The sequence below is a fragment of the Pseudobacillus wudalianchiensis genome (genome assembly GCF_001685015.1).
Lineage (GTDB): Bacteria > Bacillota > Bacilli > Bacillales > Domibacillaceae > Pseudobacillus > Pseudobacillus wudalianchiensis.
The window spans coordinates 207,965-227,142 of the sequence record NZ_MAYT01000027.1; the positions used below are offsets into that span (position 1 = coordinate 207,965).

Consider the following 19,178-nt stretch of genomic DNA (forward strand, 5'->3'; position numbering starts at 1 on the left):
CCATCACAGATAATTCACTTTTTATCGACTCATTCTGCCAGTTGCTAAAGCATCAGTGTATTCATTTCCTCTGAATTTATTTAAAATTTATTAATTTAGTCGTTACTCTCCTGCTTTTTATGGGCTTCTATTAAATATGTTTCAAAATCTTGGCCAGACAGCGGCTTACTAAACAAAAATCCTTGCCCCTGATTACAGCCGTCCTCATGCAGTATAGCTAATTGCTCTTTGCTTTCCACTCCCTCGGCAATAACATTCATGCCAAGTGTCCGTGCTAGGGTCAGGACAGCTTGCACAATTGCCTGACTTTCTTCATTATGGTGAATATCGCGAATGAAAGAAGCATCAATTTTTAACGTATCGACAGGTAAGTACTTAATATAGCTAAATGAACTATACCCGGTGCCAAAATCATCAATCGAAATATGAATCCCTGAATCTCTAAGCTGCTGTAAAGTATCTGCCGCATGATCGAAATCCGCAAATACACTTTCTGTCACCTCAAGCTCCAGCAGCTCTGGGTCCAGCTCTGTTTCTGTTAAAATCTCTTGAATTTTTTCCACGATGTTTGGATGGGCCAGTTGACGGACAGACATATTAATAGATATTCTCAACGGTTTATAGCCTTTACGCTGCCATTCTTTATTTTGTTTGCACCCATGGCGGAGCACCCATTCCCCAAGAGGAAGGATCAAGCCAGTTTCCTCAGCCAGCGGAATAAATTTATTGGGAGGAATGCGCCCAAGCTCTGGATGATGCCAGCGGACAAGTGCTTCCATTCCAATGACCTCGTTGTTTGTAATGTCCATTTTAGGCTGGTAATCAATATGAAATTGCTCAAGTTCAATAGCTTTTCTCATCTCATTTTCTAGTAAAATCCGCTCTAATGATTTTTCTTCCATTTCAGTTTTAAACAGAGCGTATCCGTTGCGCCCTCGTTCTTTTACAAAATAAAGGGCAGAGTCCGCCTTATTTAGCAGCTCATCCGGCTGCTCTCCATGCTCCGGAAAACGAGCGATGCCTACACTGCAGGAAAGGGTATATTGCTGCTCTGCGACCTTTAACGGCTTTTGAAAGTTGGATTGAATTCTTTTGGCTAACCGCTCAAGTTCTTCCGCGTTCTGAACATCTCTCAGCAAAATCGTGAATTCATCGCCACCTAAGCGGGCGATTAAATCGGTTGTACGAACGGACTTTTTAATAAGACGGGCCGCTTCTGTCAAAATGAAATCACCCGTTTCATGGCCCCATGAATCGTTGACAAATTTAAAACGGTCTAAATCAAGAAACATCACAGCAAACTGGGATGAGGTTTTTTTTGCCCGTTCTATTTCTTTTCGCAACTGCTGCATGAAGAGCCGGCGATTCGGAAGATCTGTCAACGTATCATGATAAGCTAAATGATAAACCATTTGCTCTGATTCTTTTCGTTCCGTTACATCCCTCATCGCTAATACGAAGCTTTCAATTTCTCCGTTTTTAAAGATAGGGCTAATTTTTGTTTCCATGTACTTATATTCGTTGCGAATGGTTCGGATACGAAACTCAAGCTGAGCAGAGATTTTCTTTTTAGCAGCCAGCTTATCTAACTTCGCCAAAACCTTTTTACTATCTCCCTCATGAACAAATTGACACAACTGTCCCGATGCTAATACATCCAGATCGTAACCGAGCAAGGAAGCATGAGAGGGAGAAACGTATCGAAAACCCCCTTGTTTATCGATCACTGCAACTAAATCAGATGAATGCTCTGTAATAAGACGGTACTTTTCTTCGCTCCCTCTTAATTCTTCCTCTATTTGTTTGCGGCTGCTAATATCGTTTCGTATAGACACATACTGATAAGGCTTCCCATTCTCATTTAGAAAAGGCACTATTGTGGTATCGACCCAATAAAAAGAACCATCTTTTGCTCGATTTCTTACCTCTCCCCTCCAAATACGGCCGGTCCCAATCGTTGCCCACATCTCTTTAAAAAAGGAGCTAGGATGATAGTCGGAATTTAAAATTCGATGATCCTGTCCCAGCAATTCTTCCTCGCTGTACTTTGAAATCTTAGAAAATTGCTCGTTTACGTACAAAATCTTTCCTTGCTGATCCGTTATGGCTACAATAGCAGACTGATCAAGCGCATATTTAACATCTGTCAGTTCTTTTAAAACCACCTCGAACTGTTCACTTTCTCTGTTATCAGGATTATTCAAAAGGGAATATTTAGGCATGGCAGATCTCTCTTTTCTATTCTATATTTATCTATAAGGCAAGCAAAAAACCGACTCTAAAAAAGAGTCGGTTGCACTACTCGCTCCAAGCCATTCAAGTGCCCACTTACAAATGACTATTCATCGCTTCCACTTTAAAGGCAATATGTAAAATAAGTCCATGATCTTTATACGATTATCATAGAACTATATGCCCAATAAGTCAATAAGCAGAAGGCGGATAGGTTGTGACATTAGACCGACTATTGGTCAAATTAAGTTAATAGAGAATGGCCGTCACGATCGTTATGTCATCCTCAAAAGTGTTCGGATTTCGGGAGTATTTTTTTTCTTTGAGCAATTGACAAATAATCTGTTCTGATTCCAAGTGACGATGCTGTCTGACCATCTTTTTTAATTCCTCAATAGCTGCTCCTACCGTCTGTTCCCCATGCTCGATCAAGCCATCTGTATATAAAACTAGCACTGCTCTTCCTTCATAATCAAACTGTCCTTCCTTCACTTCGATCTGCTCTATCATTCCTAACGGAGGACAACTACTCTCTAATTCTGTCACATCGCCTGTATAGTCAATAAATAGTCCGGGTGGATGACCAGCTGACGCATACCTTATCTGTTTTGCGTCTGTGTCAATGTGAACATAAATCCCCGAAATAAAATACGTGCGTAACGTTGCTTGCTGGGATTTAAATAAACTATAAACATGGCTGTTCATTTTTTCTAACACATTAGCGGGTTTCACTGTTTCGTATAAAACAGATCGAAGAAGCGAACGGATAGAAACAGCTAACAAAGCAGAAGTAATGCCATGTCCCATGACATCTAGCACGAATAGGCTATATTCATGCTCATTCAGCTGGTACCAGACGTACAGGTCACCACCAATCATTGTTGAAGGCAAATAAGCCCCTGTAATATGAATATCTTGATTTCTGATTGGCTGGCTTAACAGCTCTTTTTGCACTTTACGAGCTAACCTTAAATCTTCTTGGAGTTGTTGCTCGGCTTCTTTTTTGGCTGAAATATCCGTAAAGACAGAAGCATAAAAAAGCGGTTTCCCTTTCTCATCCTTGATCACGGTTATCGTCGTCCACTGAACATAAAACTGGCCATCTTTTCTCTTGTTCCAAATTTCTCCTTTCCATTGACCATGTCGAGCGATTGAGTCCCATATATTTTTATAAAAAGCCTCACTATGTTTCCCAGACCGAATCACTCTCGGTGTTAAGCCAATTACTTCTTTATCAAAACCGGTAATTTCAGTGAAGGCTGGATTAATAAACAGGATCTTTCCTTCAACGTTTGTCACCATCACGCCTTCCATGATGCTTTGGAAAAGACGATCAGCTAAAAATTCACTCGCTTCTGATAAAGAGGCCGTCAATGGTTTCGTAAGCTTCATTGCCGGTCCTTCCCCTTTCCCGGAGCTAGCAAATGGAGGGATTGTCATTTTGAGCTGCCTCAAAAAAGTTAATAGCTGCTTCTATATCAGGAAACAATTTAATAAACGCTGTAAACTTTACAATTGCAAAAATTTCTTCAATGGACTGGCCAATCCCTGAAATCGCCATATCCTTTTGCTGCTTACGCATATTCATGACACTTTCAGCTATGATTCCAAGTCCAGCACTATTGATGTACTGTATTGGTTTTAGATCAAGAACAAAATAATCTACCGATCCTGCCGTAAATTTCAGCATAGCAGCCCGGAACAGCTCAATATTCTTTAACGTAATGTCTTCTTCCCAATGCATCACTTGTATACGATTAAAGCTTTCTATTTTCACTCTTTCTCCCCCTTAATGACAACTCTTCTGCATATGAAAAATGACATAGCCTTCTTTTTCATCCAGCCAGACTTTATCCATAATATTTAATATTAATTGAAGCCCTCTTCCACAAGAAGACACATTTACCTCTTCTTTTTTTCCAATACAAAAGCGGCTTCCTTTTTGCTTTAGAGAAATTCTAATCGTGTGGTTATCGACATTCCAGCTGAGATGTACAGGTTCGTGACTTGATCCTCTCCCATATTCGAGGGAGTTAACGGCTGCTTCTTCGAGAGCGAGTCGAAGCATGATTTGGACAGTCGGCGGAAAACCAAGTTTTTCCGCCAACTGATCGTTTCTTTTCATTGCTTCCCATACATCTTTCTCTGTTTTGATTGGCATTTCTATACAATTAAACTGGAGACTCATTCTCTTCTTCCTTTCAAGTCTCTCACTAAATTTTGAACTTAGCAGCTAGGTGATTGAGGCTCTCTGCCATGCTTGCCAAGTCCGCTGCTGTAGAAGCCGTTTCTTGAACACTGGCTGCTGCTTCTTCAGAAACCGCGGCAATGTTTTGCACAGACAACAGAACTTCTTGTGCTTGCGCCGCTTGTTCCTCGCTTGCAGAAGCAATTTCAATTACCTTAGATGCATTTTCTTTTACAAGTGATAAGATCGTTCCGAAGGTTTCCCCTGCTTGGATTGCTTTACCATTGCCGCTGTCAACCGCTTCAACCGAACGTTTTGTATTTTCCTGAATTGTAACGATAAGTTCAGAAATTTCTTTTGTTGCTGTCCCACTTCGTTCTGCCAGTTTGCGAACCTCATCAGCGACTACTGCAAATCCTTTTCCTGCTTCACCTGCACGTGCTGCTTCAATCGCCGCGTTTAAAGCTAACAAATTCGTTTGCTCGGCAATATCGTCGATCACTTCAATAATTTCACCAATTTGAACTGATTTGTCAGCCAAGTCTTGAATACTGGCATTAATTTGCTCCATGCCAGTGATCGTTTCATTGATCACTTTTTCACCAGCTTGAGCTGCCTCTAGTGTTTTTTCAGAAAGATTAGCTGCGTCTTCTGTGTTTCTGGAAACCGCTTGTACCGCTGTGGCCATTTCAGTAACCATATCAGCAGACGTTCCGGCATCATGCGCTTGCTGCTGTGTACCTGTTGCGACTTCTTCTGTACTTGCAGAAATTTCTTCTGCATTGGCAGCAAGGTTAGAAGCACTCTCATTTACTTCTGCAATAGCTGTTCGCATCCCAGCGATCATTTGATTAAACGATTGGACTAATTCGCCAATTTCATCTTTTGATTGATAATCACTTTGGACGGCTAAGTCTCCTTCTTTGGCTTTCGCCATTTTCTCAACCATATCCTTCATTGGCGCTGTAATTATCCGAGAAATCGTTAATCCCAACATCAATGCAATAACGGCAGAAGCCAAAATGACGATCACCATGAAAATAGAAGTAGTCTTTTCCTTGCTATTAATTTCATTAACTAATTTTTCAGCAGAAGAGGCGTTGTAGTCAGCCAGCTCTTGTAAAGTAACATTTAAGTCATTAAGCAGCTGCTTTAAATTCTGTTCATAATAACGAAAAGCTGCATCTGGTCCACTTTTAGCTTTTAGAGCATATAATTGCTGGCGTTTCTCCTGAATTTGCTTTAATTCTTCATCAATTTGAGGTAATCGCTCTGTTTCATAGTCCATTAAATTCGTTTTTTTATAAAGTGATAGATCATTTTCAATGTTCTTGTAACGTTTCTGAATTTCATCTAAAATTGCTTGTTCCTTTTGTTGATCCTTCACTAAGATATATTCTTTTACAAGCGCTTCATTTGCACGTGTTTGTGCACGTAAATCATTAATCCATTTTATTGGAAGCAATCGGTCTTGATAAAGGGTGTTTGAACGGTCAGCCATTTGTGACATGTTATAATAACCAAAACCGCCGACGGCGATAATAAATAATAAGGAAGTCGTAATCAGTGTAATAATCTTTTTAGCTATATGGGCATTTTTAAGCCATGACATAATTATTTCTCCTTCACTTGTTGTAATAGGGCACTCTCTGTTAATTCTTCTATGTTAAACAAAGAGGAAAGATGGAGCAGAATAACGAGCCGTTCCCCCAAGTTACAAACGCTTTGGATGTAACGATCATCCGGCTTGTTTTCATGAGTGGCTGCTTTCTCCGTTGTTTCTTTATTTACTTTCATTACTTGAACAACCTGATCAACGAGCAGGCCAATCGGTGTTTCTGCTGTTTCAGTGACAATTACTCTTGATTTTCTCGTCAATTTGCCTTCTGCAAGATGAAGGCGCCGGCGCAGATCCATAACAGGCATAATGTTTCCTCTTAAGTTCATCATGCCAATAATGGAAAACGGTGAGTTCATAGCTGGTGTAAGTTCAGGCACGGTAATGATATCTTTTACTTGATCGACAGGCAGTCCGTATTCTTCATTGCCGAGTTTAAAGGTTGCTAGCTGAATCGTTTGCTCTGATTGTTTCTTTACCATTTTCTCGATAGCACCATGACCTGATGGTTCTGCCGTTCCTTCCTCATATACGATCGCTCCCGCATCTAAAATGAGCGCCACACTTCCGTCTCCCATAATCGTGGCGCCAGCAATATACTTCGGCATACCGATATACTGTCCAAGCGGCTTAATAACAATTTCTCTATTGCCAAGTGGTTTATCAATCACGATGCCAACTCTTTTTTCTGCTAAACCGATGACGACTACAAAAAGTCTTTTCTTTTGTAAGAGTGTATCCTCGCTAGCTTTTAATCGTCGATGCAGACGGATAAGAGGTAGAACACGGCCCCGAACAACACCAACCTCTTTGTTTTGAATGGTTTGGATTTCATCTTTATCGAGCCGGATAATCTCCTGGACATTAGCCAGTGGCACCGCAAATTGTTTTTCTCCCATTTGAACGAGCAGTGAACGAATAATCGCCAACGTAAGCGGCAATTTAATGATGAAGGTCGTTCCTTGTCCAACCTCTGTTTCAATATCGATCATGCCGTTTAGCTTTTCGATATGGCTGCGCACAATATCCATTCCAACGCCGCGCCCTGAAATATCAGTAATCGCTTTCGCCGTAGAAACCCCTGATTTAAAAATGAGGAAAACAGCATCTTTAGGACTGATGCGCTCTGCTTCCTCCTCTGTGATCATGTTCTTTTTAACGGCTGACTGTTTAATTTTTTCAGCATCGATTCCTCTTCCGTCATCCGAAATAGAAATGACGATATGGTTTTCCTCATGGGCTGCTTTCAGGCGAACCGTTCCTTTGCGAGGTTTACCGATCTGTTCCCTTTCTTCAGGGGATTCAATGCCATGGTCAAGCGAGTTTCTAAGCAAGTGAATAATAGGATCAGCAATTTCTTCAATTAAATTTCGATCGAGCTCCGTTTCTTTTCCTTCCAAAATAAATTCGATGTCTTTATTGGCTTTTTGTGAAATATCCCGAACCATACGCGGAAAACGATTAAACAATTGTTCAATCGGCAGCATCCGGGTTTTCATCATTCCTTCCTGGAGCTCACTCACAATTTGCCTAAGGTTATTCGTTGCTTCCTGGAAGTTTTCTACATCCGCATCATTCGGATAACGGCTTTCAAACCGGCTCTTAATGTCAGCCAACCTTGTCTGTCCGATGACTAATTCGCCGACAAGATTAAGGAGATTCTCAAGGCGGTCGACATCCACCCGAACTGTTTGCTGCACTTTCACTTTTGCCTCTGCCCGGACCGGTGTTTGATTGGTTTCTTCCATCTTCTTCCGTCCGGTTACCTCTAGCTTCTTTCCTTCTAAGAAACTGTTCAGATTGTCCTTCGTTACATCAGTTAAATGAATAGCCTGAATATCCGAAATACCTTGGATCGCTTTGAATACATCCTGATTTTTTGACTCTGTCACGACGAGGTAAACGAGATTCCCAGTAAAAGCTTCTTCATTTTCAATCACTTCCGCTTCTGGATAAGAAGCGACAATCTCACCAATTTCTTTTAAATTATTGTGAATTAAAAAAGCACGCACCGATTTCAGCATAGCTTTTTCATTAATGGAGACATACACGGCCACCACATTCATATTCATATCAAATGCTTTTTTCACAATCTCTTCTTGATATTGATCAAACTTTACATCTGGATAAATAACGTCCTCTGACGAACTCTTTGCGGTTTCTTGTGCCGGTTTGCTCTTTGTCTCACTCTCATCTGCATTTGTTTTTACTTGTTCAAGGCGCCCCGTTAAATCCGAGACGTCCGCTTCTTCAAGCGTACCGTTTAAAATGGCTTCCTTTAGTTGCTTAATCGCATCAATTGATTCAAAAATAAGGTTGATAATTTCTGTATTTACTTTTAATTGCTGATTACGAATTAAATCAAACACATTCTCAACCTTATGGGTTAGCTCCTTCATCTTGTCAAATCCCATAGCGGCTGAAGAGCCTTTCAACGTATGTGCTGATCGAAAAATTCGTTGAATCGTATCAAGATTTTCCCCATCCTGCTCAAGGTTTAATACTTCTTCCTCAAGAACTTGTATTTGTTCATCTACTTCATCTAAGAACGCCCCCAGATAGAGAGACATATCCATATCCATTCTTTACACCTCCTTGCTTATTGCCGGATAAAGAACATTCTTCAGATTAAGAATGCCAATCAGCTGGCCTTCACGTTTAACAAATCCGTTAAAACATTCTTTTTCAATGGAATTAAATACATCAAGCGGCGGCTCTAAATTCTCTTCTTCCACATAAGTCACCATTGCAACCTCATCGACAATTAAACCAATATCCCCTGTCTTATCATTCACAATAATAATTCTTGTTTTCTTCTGAAAAGATACCGCTTCCATCCCATAACGTTTCCGTAAGTTAACAACAGGAATAATATTTCCTCGCAGATTAATAACGCCTGCAATATAATCGTTTACTTCCGGTACATCGGTGATCGGCTGAATGCGGATAATCTCCATCACTTCCTCTATAGAAAGGGCACAAAGCTGCTTATTAATTGCAAAAACAACATATTGTCCCGGACGACTTTTATCTAATAGTTCATCCATTTTATCCCCCCGACCCTTTTACATTCCCAATTAAATGATTTTTATTGTGCTTTTATCATATGTTAAAGCCAGTTACCAGCCTATCAGGGAAAGTCCCCATCTTTCTGCGGAAATTCCCTTAGTGTGAAAAATTTTCCTCCCGCCAATTTGTCTTCAGTAAGTTCGCTTCGCAATTTGGCATAAAAAAAGAAGGATAGCAACAGCTTATCCTTCTTTGGGAACACCATTAAACCAATTGAGCATACTCGTCTGAATAAAGCAAAAAGCCTGTCAAAGAGTAAAAGGATCCTTTAGCTCTTTGACAGGCAAGACGATTTATTGGTTTTTATTTAGTTCCGTTACAATATGACCAATCTCACGCAAAATTAACTTCTCCATTCCGAGAGCAACAGCCCCGGTCGAGCCCGGAAGCGAAAAAATAACCGTCCTTTCAGCGACTCCAGCTACAGCCCGAGACATAAGAGCCGCTGACCCGATGTCTTCTGTGTAACTAAGGTAACGGAATAATTCTCCAAATCCCTTCAGCTCTTTTTCAAATAAAGGCGTGACAGCTTCAATCGTCACATCCCGCTTGGCAATACCAGTGCCCCCATTAAGTATCACAGCCTCAATGTCAGCATCTTCAATTCCTTGGAGAACTAACTCTTCAATTCTCGCTTTGTCATCAGGTACGATTTGATAGTGCGCGACGGAGTGGCCGTTATGAAGCAGGAGCTCTTTAATCTTTTTTCCGCTCTTGTCCGTTTCTTCTGTACGCGTATCACTAACTGTGATGATCTGGCAAACAACATGCTTTGCTGCTTGTTCTTTATGAGCATGCACTTGTCTTTCACTCATGGAGATCACTTCCTTTCTTCATTAACCGCCAATATAGGACATCTCAATTTTCGGCCGGTTTTTAGCGGTTTCTTCTGTTCGCTCATCAGAATAACGATCTGTTCTTTTGTGCCAAACAGAAGCAATAAATTGCTTCACTTCCTCTGTTGATCCTGAGGAACGAAGGACAGGCTTTAAGTCCGTACCTTTTGCCGCAAACAAACAAGTATACAGCTTTCCATCTGCTGATACCCTTGCTCGCGTACATGTAGAGCAAAATGACTCGGTTACAGAAGAAATGACACCAAACTCACCACTGCCATCTTTATAGCGAAAACGGCTTGCCACTTCTCCGTAATACGCTTCATCAGCAGGCTCTATTGGAAACTGGCTGTTAATGAGCTCAACAATTTCTCTTTTAGATACAACAGAAGAGAGCTGCCAGCCATTCGTACTTCCAACGTCCATAAATTCAATAAACCGAAGCGGAATGCCTTCCTCCTTGAAGTGAGCGGCCATTGGCAATATTTGTTCTTCATTGGCACCTTTTTTGACGACCATGTTGACCTTTATACCCAAACCAGCTGTTTTGGCTGCTTCAATGCCTTTTAAGACGGTTTTTACACTAACGGAGCGGCCATTCATTCTTTTAAAAATCGCATCATCAATTGCATCCATACTAATATTCACTCGTTCCAAACCAGCCGTTTTCAGCTCTTTTGNTTAAGACGGTTTTTACACTAACGGAGCGGCCATTCATTCTTTTAAAAATCGCATCATCAATTGCATCCATACTAATATTCACTCGTTCCAAACCAGCCGTTTTCAGCTCTTTTGCATATTTCGGCAGGAAGACGCCATTCGTTGTTAAGGCAATATCTTTGATAGCCGTTTTAGTGTACAAACCATGGATGAGCTCGGGCAAGTTTTTCCTAAGTAACGGCTCGCCTCCCGTTAGTCTGACTTTTTCTACTCCCAGTTCTGTTGCCGCCTCGACAACACGAATAATCTCTTCAAAGCTTAAATATTGCTCCTTTGGCAAAAACGGATAATCTGCACCGAAGATTTCAGCCGGCATACAGTAAGAGCAGCGAAAATTGCATTGATCCGTCAAGGAAATTCGAATGTCTCTGAGCGGTCTGTTAAACTGGTCTTTTACTTGTCCCATTCCATTCCCCTTTCTGGATGCCGCCTGGCTTAACAAATTTCCGTTATGTTAGCGGATCACATGACTTACCAGTAAATAATTGGCTGTAGGCATCCTTCGTATTAATATTTTGGAATAATGTATCTGCTGACAGCAAATCAGCTTCTGTTCGTTCTTTAACCGTTATCTTTCTAATCATATCAATCATTCTATAATTCCCGCTAGCAAGCTGGTCTGTCACAATAGGCAGCACTCTCCGGTGATAAACCGCGACGAGCGGATGGATTTTGCCATTTATAATCGGAATAACAGCATCCACGCTTTCATCGGCTGCAGCAGCCAACTGACTCACTACCTCAGCTGTAATGAGCGGCATATCACAAGGGAGTACGACGTACCATTCAGCGTCACTCTGCTTCATTGCACTGTACAATCCTGAGAGTGGTCCATTGCCCTGATAAGGAGGCAAGTCTTCTAGGACTTTGACCGCTGCCCGGCGATTAAATCGATCCGTAAGAGAGGGATGACTAATAATCATTCTTTTATCGGCAAAAGGAGCAAGAGCCTCCATAGCATATTCAAAAAAATATTTTTCTTTGAATTTAGCAAAAGCTTTTGGCTTGCCGAACCTTCTTGATTCTCCACCTGCTAAAATAACACCGGCCCACTGCTTCCTTTGTTTTACCAGCAATATTTTTACCCGCCGCTCACAGGTGGAATAAGTGCGACTGTATCACCTGACTTAATGACATCGTCCACGTCTGCATATTCTTCATTAACGGCGACGATTAAGGAATCGGTATCAATCGAATGCTGTTCATGCAATTCTTGTAATAGCTCTTTCACTGTTAGTTCATCACGGGCAAGCTCTAACTGTTCCTGTCCAACCTGCTCCTTTAAGTGGGCAAAACAAAGCACATTAATCATAAATTTCTTCCCCCTTTGGCTTTCCTTCCGGATAGGCTTCTGTCTCTAATTGATTTCCAATCCACTCTTCTCCGTCTTCCCAATGCTCTTTTTTCCAGATAGGGACAATTTGCTTGATTCGTTCAATCGCATACTCACTTGCCCTAAAGGCATCTTTACGATGAGGGGTAGAGACAGCAATCACAACGGCAATATCAGAAATAGCTAAATCGCCTGTTCGGTGTGTAATCGCTGTTTTGGCATCTGGCCATTTTTCTTTAATCTCTTCTCCGATTCTTTTCAGCTGTTTTTCAGCCATTGATTGATAGGCCTCATATGTTAACGACAGCGTTCGACGGCCGTGTGTGTATTCTCTTACTGTCCCGATAAAGTTAGAAATAGCCCCAGCCTCGGGACGAACTACTTTTTTTGTCACTTCCTCAACCGAAATCGGCTGATCCGTTACGATAAACAAACGTTCCAATTCTTGTTCCCTCCCCATGGAAATATACTTATTACAGTTCTCTTATTTCAGTTGATTCTCCTTCCATGTTACAATCAAATCAGCTTTCTTTAAGGTAATCATTGCAGAAAAGAGGGATCTTATGTCTGAATTTACTCATTTTAATCAGCAAGGAAGAGCCAAGATGGTCGATATTACGGAGAAACAACCGTCCCACCGGTCTGCTACAGCGCAAACAAGCATCCTTGTGAATGAACAAATTTATCAGCAAATTAACAACCATGCGATCAAAAAAGGAGATGTTCTGGCTGTCGCCCAAGTAGCTGGTATTATGGCAGCTAAACAAACTTCTACCCTTATTCCGATGTGTCATCCAATCCCAATAAGCGGCGTCGATATTGCATTTGACTGGTTAGAAGAAAAACCTGACTACAGGCTGACTATTACCGTTTCCACAAAAACAAAAGGCAGTACAGGAGTGGAAATGGAGGCTCTTACTGCAGCTTCTATCTGTGCTTTGACCGTCTATGACATGTGCAAAGCGATAGACAAAGGAATGGTGATCGGTCCAACTTATTTAGTTAAAAAATCGGGCGGCAAAAACGGTGATTACAACCGTGAGGGAGCCGTCGACTAAAGAAGAGAAACTAGCCAAATAGTTTCGTGTAATACTTTTTTGCCTCCGCCTGGTCATTCGTTCCATGCACAAGCATGCGGCCATCGTGAAATACAGCGAGACGATGCAAAGGAAAGTGAATGGTCACCATATACGGATTGCGCTTAACTGGATAGCCTTGCCCTGCAAATGTCTGTTCTAACTCTGAAAGATTCACTTTTCTTGCCTCGGCCGGGCGGATTTGCACTGTATTTCTTCCGCATAACACTGATGTTTTTGTCAGATTTTCATGAGATAAATGTGGATACACAGGCGACTCTCCGCACGTAGGACATTCTTTTCTTTTCACTTTGTTCACGTTAATTTCTTTATGCATATTCTTCCAAAGATCAAACATAATGAGCTTCCCATTTAAAGCCTGCCAGTCTTCTACTAATATCTTCATCGCTTCCGTTACTTGGTAAGAGACGACATGAGTAGCAGCTGGCCCAATAATGCCCGCCGTGTCACACGTATAACCACTGCCGACTGCTCCTCTTTCCCATAGACAGCGAAGACACGGTGTTTCCCCAGGAAGGATGACGAAGACCATTCCATGACTTCCTGTACATGCTCCATAAATCCACGGTATACCGAGCTGATGGGCGACGTCATTGATCATCAGCCTTGTTTCATAATTATCAGTGGCATCGATCATCAAATCTGCTTCTTCAGCAAGTTCCAACAATTCAGCGTAGGAAGCGTCAATCACTTCTGCCTGGACCGTGACAGCTGAGTTAATAGCCGCTAGTCTTTGCTGTGCAGCCATCGCTTTTGGAACCGCAAGCCTTGAATCCTCTTCACTATAGAGCTGTTGCCGCTGCAAATTGCTTTCCTCTACATAATCACGATCAATAATCGTTAGACGGCCGATGCCCGCTCGTACTAGTGCTTCTGCATTTCCTGTACCAAGCGCTCCCGCACCAACAAGAAGTACATGCTTCTCTTTCAGTTTCCTCTGTCCTTCTCTGCCGATAGGAGAAAACAGCTCTTGCCTTGAATAACGTCCTTGCATCTCTTTATCTTTCCTTTCTAGTGGCAAGACTTATTGTTCAAGCAGGGTCTTTGACACGATCCGTGTCTCTTTTACTGCTCGTGCTCGTTCTTCTATGCTAAATAAACCGACCCCGCGGAGGTTGTTATTTCTTCGAGTTCTTCTTCTTATCTTCAACAACAAGCCGAACAACTCCTTCAAATTCTCTTATCGTTACACATATTTCGTCTTTTTTAGCGTATTTGCGAACAGTCATATGCCCCTCTTGAATAAACCTGGTCAATGACTGTTTCCTGATACCAACTGAGCTTCAGATCATTATGATACTTTCAAGATCTTCCGCAAACATTTGCACGTCCAACTGTTCTCTCTTCGTAAATATTGCCTTGTTCCTTCGTCCAATAAGCAAGACTCCCTTTGGATGGTTAAAAGGAAAAAGCGGCACTGCATAAACGGATACAAGTTTTTCAGCGAGCATAATAGGGTAATCTAGTACTGTCCCACTAATGTTGTGCGGAAATTCCTCAACGAGAATGGATCGGCCAGTTAAAATAACTTTTCCAGCCACTCCTTTGCCATAACGAACGGTAATTCGTTTATATTTATCGTTGCTATTGCCGGCTGCATAGCGCCACGTAATGTCTGTTCCTTTTACATTTTGAAAAGCAAGAGCCACAAAATCAATGGAAATACGCTCTCTTAATTGATCAAATAAGCGGAGTACTTGCTGCTCTTCCCCTGTATTATTTATCATAAATGATTCCTCTTATATACCATAGCCGAGAAGCCCTTTCTTCAGAGCATATGCCACAAGCTCCGGCCGTGTTTTCATTTGCAGTTTCTCCATTAAGTTTCCTTTATGTGTTTCGACAGTCTTGACACTGATTACTAATTGCTCCGCGATCTCTTTATTAGAATAGCCTTTAGCAATAAGCGTTAGCACTTCCCTTTCCCTATCTGACAGTGAATTATACGAACCCCCTCCTGAACCACTTTGCCGTATCGTACCTATGTACTCTTCCATTAATCTTCTTGTCGCTGATGGATGGAGGTAAGCTTGTCCTGAAGCGACTGACCGGATAGCAGATAACAGCTCATCATGCGGCGCACTCTTCAACAAACAGCCAGAAGCACCGGCTTCAATTGCCTGAAATAAATATTCCTCATCATCGTGCATCGTTAAGATGAGAATATGAACATGCGGAAGCTGCTTCTTTAATTCTGACGTAGCAGATAAGCCATCTTTTCCATGAGGCATGCTTAAATCCATTATGACAACATCAGGATGAAGCTCCAGCGCTTTTTGGATACCTTCATTCCCTTCTGATGCCTCTCCTACCACCTCTATGTCAGAATGATTATTTAACAGCATTTTCAGCCCCATTCGGACTACAGAATGATCGTCCACAAGTAATATTTTAATCATGATAGCAATCCCCCTCATTATTAACTTCCCGTTCTATCTGCCAATAAATCCTTACTAAACCAAAAAATACTGAAAGCCTCCAATGATGGAGGCTTTCAGGCTATTGAAACACTTTAATTTTTATTGCTTGCCTTTTTGAATCGACCACGACTTAAATTAAATGGCCGCTATTTTCCTCTTTAGCCTAATCTTATTTGCCATGAATAATCGCTGCACTACGAAGGCTGCTCAAGAGGAAGTGAAACCTTGATAGCAGATCCCTTCCCTATCTCGGATTCGGCTGAAAATGTGCCTCCGCCGAGATCCATCCTTCCCTTCATCGCTGCAAGCCCTGATGTTTTCTTTAATGCTTCCTTCAGGTCAAACCCTTCGCCGTAATCTTGTATTTGCATTTTTACAAGAGACGGTTCCCACTCTATTATAATAGAAGCGCACGATGTGCCAGCATATTTAGCAATATTGGCAAGCGCCTCCTGACAAACACGGAATAAAACGAGCTTCCCGCTTTTAGATATATCTTGCGGAGTACCGCTTGACTCGATTTCTACTATAATACCATAAGTCGATGTGAATAGCTTAGCATAACTTTTAATGGCAGGGACTAGTCCAATTTCCAAAGCTGGCGGATAAAGTTCCACTGACAGCATCCGTACTTCATTAATTGTTTTTTCCATGAGTAAAGCGGTTTCCTGCATATACTGCTTCATCTCTGGTTGATCCAGCCCGGTTTCCAAAAAGCCTAAACTAGTGTAAATACCGTACAGTGTCTGTCCTATCCCCTCATGGAGCTCCGTAGCAATCCGCTTTAATTCTTCTTCTTGGAACTGAATAATATAGGAGCTGATTTCTTGATCCACCAGCTTTTTCTCCATCCTATCCCTCCTTTGACCAATTTAATTTTTGCTCTGTCATGTCGCTAATCATGCCGACATATTGCTTCACTTCACCTGCTTCATTTTTAATCGCACTAATGGTCAGCCATTCTAAATAATTACGGCCATCTTTGCGGCGATTCCATACTTCCCCTTGCCACGATCCTTTTTCTGCTATCGCTCCCCACATTTTCTCATAAAATTCTTTCGTCTGAATACCAGATTTTAAGAAGCTTGGGTTCTTGCCGATCGCTTCATCTGCCTCATAACCTGTTAGTTGAGTAAAGGCGGGATTAACCATAATAATGGTGCCGCTCTTATCTGTTACAATCAGCCCTTCCGCTGTATGGCTAATAATTTGTTTGGAAAGGTCGAGTCTCTCCTGGAAATATAACCAGATGACTAATACAAAGCTTACGAGCGCTACTTCCGACAAAGCCATGAATCCAATCGCGTAATGGCCAGTTAAATTGAACAGTAATGTCAGCATTAGAGGCGGGAAAAAGCCACCGAGTCCTCCCATTGCCGATACGATGCCGTTTACAATCCCTGCTTGCTTATGAAAATATGTTGGCACAAGCTTGAAGATAATGCCATTTCCAGCGCCTGCACAAAAAGCAATTGTTAAGCAGCCCACTGTATACCATTGGATGGACGGAGCAAATGACAGTAGAATAGAAGCACCTGTCACTCCAGCAAACACAAACATAAGCAAAATCAATGAATGAAAACGGTCAGCCAGCCAGCCGCCGAGCGGTCTCATGAGAGTAGCCACAACAATGAAGCCTGCTGTTCTCATACCTGCGTCCACTTTTTCCAGACCGAAATTTGTGACTAGAAAGTTGGGCAGATAAATTGTAAAAGCGACAAATGAACCGAATGTAATAAAGTAAAACAAACTAAGCATCCACATTTTTTCATTTTTATAGACACCCTTGATCTGTTCTACTAATGGTGTTTTTACTTTCTCCTCTTTTTTATCGCCAAGGAAGAAGTTGGCTGCAAAGAAGAGACCGACTAGGATTAAATATAATTGCACAGTAGCAGACCAGCCAATTTTCGAAGCGATGACTGGAGCTGCAAAGGTACTAACCGCTGTTCCTAAGTTCCCAGCTCCGTAAATGCCGTTTACCAGTCCATGCCGTTCTTTCGGATAATATTTCGGCAATGAGGTAACACCAACAGAGAAGATGGCGCCGCCAACCCCTAAGAATAAACCGCCGATCATCAAGTCCACAAAACTATCTGCTAGGCTAATATAATAGATAGGAAAAAGAAGAACAACGAAACTAGCAAGGAAAATCTTACGTGCTCCGAATATGTTTGCATAATAACCGAGCGGAATTCTTAATAAAGAGCCAAGAATAACCGGTATCGCCGTAACCCAGGCAAGCTGCTCTGGCGGAATAGCAATGTCTTCTTTAATAAATGGCATGAGGGAGGATAAAATAACCCAAATCATAAAACCAACTGTTAAGTTTAGCGTCTGCAACGGCAGCTGAACTTTTTTATTCATGGAAAGTCTCTTCCTTTCGGATCATATAGATTAATTTATTTTCTTCGTCGTGAGCGATCCACAGCCGATCATCTTTTACTACTTGACTCATTCGCGGAATTGCAAGAAAATGATGCTGGTCAAAATATAAACGGAGATGGGTGCCATCCGGGCAAAGTGTCACCTGTTCGATTACTTTTTTCGACCACGGCGCCTTCGTCCCATTTTCATCATGGATGGCTAACTGGACCGGAATGGATACGTAAGAATCCAATTCTGCTATATTAATGAGTTCCGCAGGAGCCACACCCTTTCGTGAATGGATAAATATAAAACTGATAGCCTTGTATATAGTTCCAAAAGCGCTCGTCCGCCTCGTCTTCCAAATGTAAGACTAGCTCTTCTTCAGAGGACCAATTACTCATGCCCTTCACTTCGGCAACGACCACTTCAAGGCCATCCTGCTTCTTTTCTTCTAAATACCATTTCAACCGCTTGCCGCTAAACAGCTCCGCGAGCAGCCGGTCAACCTCCTGTTTGAACTCGCCTTGTTCAGGCCGGATAAAGCAAAAATCCAAATAGGTTTCATTGTTCATCGTGATGCACTCCTTTGCGCTTTCTATCCTGCTGATAAACAAGTAGAGCAATCGGAAATAATAAAATATTGAATCCGCAATAAATTAAAACAGTTACATAATGTTCAAAGAAATATTGGTGAACGATCAATTGGGTAAAGACGATGTTCATCATCAAAATGACACAAAGAACGGCCACACTCAGATAGCTACGCTTCATAGCGTTTCACCCCTACTGCATAAATTGTGCCGTTTTCTACTTTTACTTTAATTTCTGGCAGCGGACGTCTTGGCGGGCCCACAGTTGGCTCTCCTGTCTGGGCGTCAAATTTCCCGTGATGGCATGGGCAGATCATTTCGCCCTTTTCCTTCACCCAAAATACCGGGCAGCGAAGATGAGTACAGGCATTTTGATAAGCAACATACTTGTTTTCACTAAGTCTAATTAACAGGGCACTGTCATGCTCACCTGGAAAGGAAAAATTAACGGAATCACCAATCGCTACTTTTGAGACGTCCGCAATTTTCTTTTTTGGATAGCCTTTATCGCTAAGCCCCATTAATTCCTTCGCTGCTACCGCCCCCCATGGGAGTGAAGAAACAGCGAATAAGCCAGCCGCCCCGACGAGTGTTTTCATAAATCCCCGGCGATCCAGCGTTCGTTCGCCGTTACGCTCGATATTATGAGTATAGTTATCTTCTTGAAAAGGAATCTTATTGTTTTTGTCCATCGTGCTTATTCCT

21 protein-coding genes, 1 pseudogene and 1 riboswitch are annotated in these 19,178 nt (G+C 41.8%); of the genes and pseudogenes, 1 reads left to right on the forward strand and 21 read right to left on the reverse strand.

Features of this window, described 5'->3' with window-relative positions; translation table 11 throughout:
- Nucleotides 1–95: 95 nt before the first annotated feature.
- The 12 genes and pseudogenes from A8F95_RS14135 to A8F95_RS14195 form a co-directional block, all read right to left on the reverse strand.
- Entirely contained in the window at nucleotides 96–2,204 is a 2,109-nt protein-coding gene (locus A8F95_RS14135) for a sensor domain-containing protein (RefSeq protein WP_245671343.1), read from the reverse strand.
- Nucleotides 2,205–2,278: 74 nt separating this feature from the next.
- A riboswitch (cyclic di-GMP riboswitch) is annotated at nucleotides 2,279–2,362 on the reverse strand.
- Nucleotides 2,363–2,481: 119 nt separating this feature from the next.
- Nucleotides 2,482–3,624 (reverse strand): SpoIIE family protein phosphatase, encoded by a 1,143-nt coding sequence (locus tag A8F95_RS14140; RefSeq protein WP_065411352.1) that lies wholly within the window; start codon nucleotides 3,622–3,624, stop codon nucleotides 2,482–2,484.
- 25 nt (nucleotides 3,625–3,649) lie between these two features.
- On the reverse strand, nucleotides 3,650–4,009 hold the full coding sequence (locus A8F95_RS14145; RefSeq protein ID WP_245671345.1) for an STAS domain-containing protein: 360 nt from the start codon (nucleotides 4,007–4,009) through the stop codon (nucleotides 3,650–3,652).
- Nucleotides 4,010–4,021: 12 nt separating this feature from the next.
- Complete coding sequence (locus A8F95_RS14150; RefSeq protein ID WP_176713706.1) at nucleotides 4,022–4,393, reverse strand: ATP-binding protein; 372 nt, start codon at nucleotides 4,391–4,393, stop codon at nucleotides 4,022–4,024.
- Nucleotides 4,394–4,445: 52 nt separating this feature from the next.
- Entirely contained in the window at nucleotides 4,446–6,032 is a 1,587-nt protein-coding gene (locus A8F95_RS14155) for a methyl-accepting chemotaxis protein (RefSeq protein WP_065411085.1), read from the reverse strand.
- A gap of 2 nt (nucleotides 6,033–6,034) precedes the next feature.
- Nucleotides 6,035–8,620, reverse strand: coding sequence for a chemotaxis protein CheW (locus A8F95_RS14160; RefSeq protein WP_065411086.1), 2,586 nt, complete (start codon nucleotides 8,618–8,620; stop codon nucleotides 6,035–6,037).
- 3 nt (nucleotides 8,621–8,623) lie between these two features.
- The gene (locus tag A8F95_RS14165; RefSeq protein ID WP_065411087.1) at nucleotides 8,624–9,085 is read right to left on the reverse strand and encodes a chemotaxis protein CheW; all 462 of its coding nucleotides are present in this window, start codon (nucleotides 9,083–9,085) and stop codon (nucleotides 8,624–8,626) included.
- A gap of 315 nt (nucleotides 9,086–9,400) precedes the next feature.
- Nucleotides 9,401–9,922, reverse strand: coding sequence for a MogA/MoaB family molybdenum cofactor biosynthesis protein (locus A8F95_RS14170; RefSeq protein WP_065411088.1), 522 nt, complete (start codon nucleotides 9,920–9,922; stop codon nucleotides 9,401–9,403).
- 21 nt (nucleotides 9,923–9,943) lie between these two features.
- Nucleotides 9,944–11,069: pseudogene (locus A8F95_RS23415) on the reverse strand (GTP 3',8-cyclase MoaA).
- Between the two features lie 43 nt (nucleotides 11,070–11,112).
- Nucleotides 11,113–11,739 carry a molybdenum cofactor guanylyltransferase gene (locus tag A8F95_RS14185; protein ID WP_176713707.1) on the reverse strand — a complete coding sequence of 209 codons (627 nt, stop codon included), beginning with the start codon at nucleotides 11,737–11,739 and terminating at the stop codon, nucleotides 11,113–11,115.
- A gap of 5 nt (nucleotides 11,740–11,744) precedes the next feature.
- On the reverse strand, nucleotides 11,745–11,975 hold the full coding sequence (gene moaD / locus A8F95_RS14190) for a molybdopterin converting factor subunit 1 (RefSeq protein WP_065411092.1): 231 nt from the start codon (nucleotides 11,973–11,975) through the stop codon (nucleotides 11,745–11,747).
- A complete protein-coding gene (locus tag A8F95_RS14195) occupies nucleotides 11,968–12,456 on the reverse strand; it encodes a molybdenum cofactor biosynthesis protein MoaE (RefSeq protein WP_065411093.1) in 489 nt (162 codons plus the stop codon). Before A8F95_RS14195 ends, moaD begins: the two co-directional genes overlap by 8 nt.
- 103 nt (nucleotides 12,457–12,559) lie before the next feature.
- On the opposite strand from A8F95_RS14195, the gene moaC reads away from it, so the two are divergent.
- The gene (gene moaC, locus A8F95_RS14200) at nucleotides 12,560–13,054 is read left to right on the forward strand and encodes a cyclic pyranopterin monophosphate synthase MoaC (protein WP_065411094.1); all 495 of its coding nucleotides are present in this window, start codon (nucleotides 12,560–12,562) and stop codon (nucleotides 13,052–13,054) included.
- A 10-nt stretch (nucleotides 13,055–13,064) separates the two neighbouring features.
- Here the strand turns inward: moaC and A8F95_RS14205 are convergent, their stop codons facing one another.
- From A8F95_RS14205 to A8F95_RS14245, 9 genes are all read right to left on the reverse strand, one after another.
- Nucleotides 13,065–14,087 (reverse strand): ThiF family adenylyltransferase, encoded by a 1,023-nt coding sequence (locus A8F95_RS14205; protein WP_065411095.1) that lies wholly within the window; start codon nucleotides 14,085–14,087, stop codon nucleotides 13,065–13,067.
- Between the two features lie 289 nt (nucleotides 14,088–14,376).
- On the reverse strand, nucleotides 14,377–14,820 hold the full coding sequence (locus A8F95_RS14210; RefSeq protein WP_065411096.1) for a GAF domain-containing protein: 444 nt from the start codon (nucleotides 14,818–14,820) through the stop codon (nucleotides 14,377–14,379).
- A gap of 12 nt (nucleotides 14,821–14,832) precedes the next feature.
- Nucleotides 14,833–15,492 (reverse strand): response regulator, encoded by a 660-nt coding sequence (locus A8F95_RS14215; RefSeq protein ID WP_065411097.1) that lies wholly within the window; start codon nucleotides 15,490–15,492, stop codon nucleotides 14,833–14,835.
- Between the two features lie 215 nt (nucleotides 15,493–15,707).
- Complete coding sequence (locus A8F95_RS14220; protein WP_065411098.1) at nucleotides 15,708–16,364, reverse strand: sensor histidine kinase; 657 nt, start codon at nucleotides 16,362–16,364, stop codon at nucleotides 15,708–15,710.
- A 1-nt stretch (nucleotide 16,365) separates the two neighbouring features.
- Entirely contained in the window at nucleotides 16,366–17,880 is a 1,515-nt protein-coding gene (locus A8F95_RS14225; RefSeq protein WP_065411099.1) for a nitrate/nitrite transporter, read from the reverse strand.
- Nucleotides 17,873–18,166, reverse strand: a complete 294-nt coding sequence (locus A8F95_RS14230; RefSeq protein WP_065411100.1) for a hypothetical protein — start codon at nucleotides 18,164–18,166, stop codon at nucleotides 17,873–17,875. Before A8F95_RS14230 ends, A8F95_RS14225 begins: the two co-directional genes overlap by 8 nt.
- Nucleotides 18,144–18,455, reverse strand: a complete 312-nt coding sequence (locus A8F95_RS14235; protein WP_065411101.1) for a hypothetical protein — start codon at nucleotides 18,453–18,455, stop codon at nucleotides 18,144–18,146. Before A8F95_RS14235 ends, A8F95_RS14230 begins: the two co-directional genes overlap by 23 nt.
- Nucleotides 18,445–18,654: a hypothetical protein gene (locus A8F95_RS14240; protein WP_065411102.1), complete on the reverse strand. Its 210-nt coding sequence runs from the start codon at nucleotides 18,652–18,654 to the stop codon at nucleotides 18,445–18,447. The genes A8F95_RS14235 and A8F95_RS14240 overlap by 11 nt, the downstream gene beginning before the upstream one ends.
- Nucleotides 18,644–19,165, reverse strand: a complete 522-nt coding sequence (locus A8F95_RS14245) for a Rieske 2Fe-2S domain-containing protein (RefSeq protein WP_065411103.1) — start codon at nucleotides 19,163–19,165, stop codon at nucleotides 18,644–18,646. The genes A8F95_RS14240 and A8F95_RS14245 overlap by 11 nt, the downstream gene beginning before the upstream one ends.
- Nucleotides 19,166–19,178 lie beyond the last annotated feature (13 nt).